Consider the following 1,153-nt stretch of genomic DNA (forward strand, 5'->3'; position numbering starts at 1 on the left):
GGAACATGTCATCGTGAACTTTGGTTTCCTGCAGACCGATCACGTCGGGCTGGTGCTGTTCGATAATTGCCGCCAGCTGATGCGGACGCGCGCGCAGTCCATTGATATTAAAAGAGACAAACTTCATGAGCGGTGCCGTTTTCACGAGAAAAATGTGCTGTGATAGTAGCAGAGTTTGGCGGGAAATGTAACGCAGACAGCGGCGGGACCGCTGACTGCGCAGCAGGTTTATTTCGCCCAGCGGTCGTAATTTTTAGGTTGATAGTCGTCAAACTGTTGCAGCAGCGTCTGTGCCGATTCGCTGATGTGCAGGGTGCCGAGATAGTCGTGACGCATAAAGCCCTGATCGGCGACGTGCTCGAGGAACTGGCTCAGCGGGCGGTAGAATCCGTTGACGTTCAGCAGGCCGACCGGCTTGTTGTGATAGCCGATTTGCCCCCAGGTCCAGATTTCAAACAGCTCTTCCAGCGTGCCGATGCCGCCGGGCAGGGCGATAAAACTGTCCGCCAGCGCCGCCATACGGGCTTTGCGCGTATGCATGTCTGGCACTACTTCCAGTTCAGTCAGGCCACGATGCGCCGTTTCCGCTTCAACCAGGCGCTCGGGGATAATGCCGACCGCTTCACCGCCTGCGGCCAACACCGCGTCCGCCACGATCCCCATCAATCCTTTTTTGCCGCCGCCGTAGATTAAACGGCGCCCCTGTGCGGCCAGCAGTTGCCCCAGTTGACGAGCCTGCTCGGCATAAGCGGGATTGACGCCTTCGCTGGCGCCACAAAAAACGCAAATATTGTTTCGCATCCACCTGTTCCTTACTGCACTAAAGAAGCCAGTGGTATAGCGAATTGTCGGCCGGAGTTCAAGTTACGGCTGGGAGAGAGGAACAAAACTGCTGGATGAAAGCGGTTAATAAGGGGAGATAACTTGAGTTTTATTGAGGCTAGGACATTGGTTGCAATGTGCTTGTAATTCGGTTTTGGGATTTTCTGCAAGAGATGGTGGTGGGGGAAGGATGATTCGTCGCTGCGCGACTCACCCTGCGGGCCGCGCTGAAGCGCGTTGTCTCACTGTGTGAGACTCGAACCTTGGTCGAAGCTTCTCATCCTTCCCCAATGCGGAGCATTATGGAGGCGATGTGCTTGTAATTCGGTTT

2 protein-coding genes and 1 other RNA gene are annotated in these 1,153 nt (G+C 55.2%); all 3 read right to left on the reverse strand.

Annotation, left to right across the window (positions count from 1 at the left end; translation table 11 throughout):
- A partial coding sequence (locus ADK28_RS31540) for an endonuclease/exonuclease/phosphatase family protein (RefSeq protein WP_193392130.1) occupies window positions 1–127 on the reverse strand: 127 nt, incomplete at its 3' end.
- Window positions 128–228: 101 nt separating this feature from the next.
- On the reverse strand, window positions 229–801 hold the full coding sequence (locus ADK28_RS11840; RefSeq protein ID WP_004932190.1) for a TIGR00730 family Rossman fold protein: 573 nt from the start codon (window positions 799–801) through the stop codon (window positions 229–231).
- Between the two features lie 195 nt (window positions 802–996).
- Window positions 997–1,124: non-coding RNA, RtT sRNA (locus ADK28_RS29255), on the reverse strand.
- Window positions 1,125–1,153 lie beyond the last annotated feature (29 nt).

The sequence above is a fragment of the Serratia sp. 506_PEND genome (genome assembly GCF_001076875.1).
Lineage (GTDB): Bacteria > Pseudomonadota > Gammaproteobacteria > Enterobacterales > Enterobacteriaceae > Serratia > Serratia marcescens.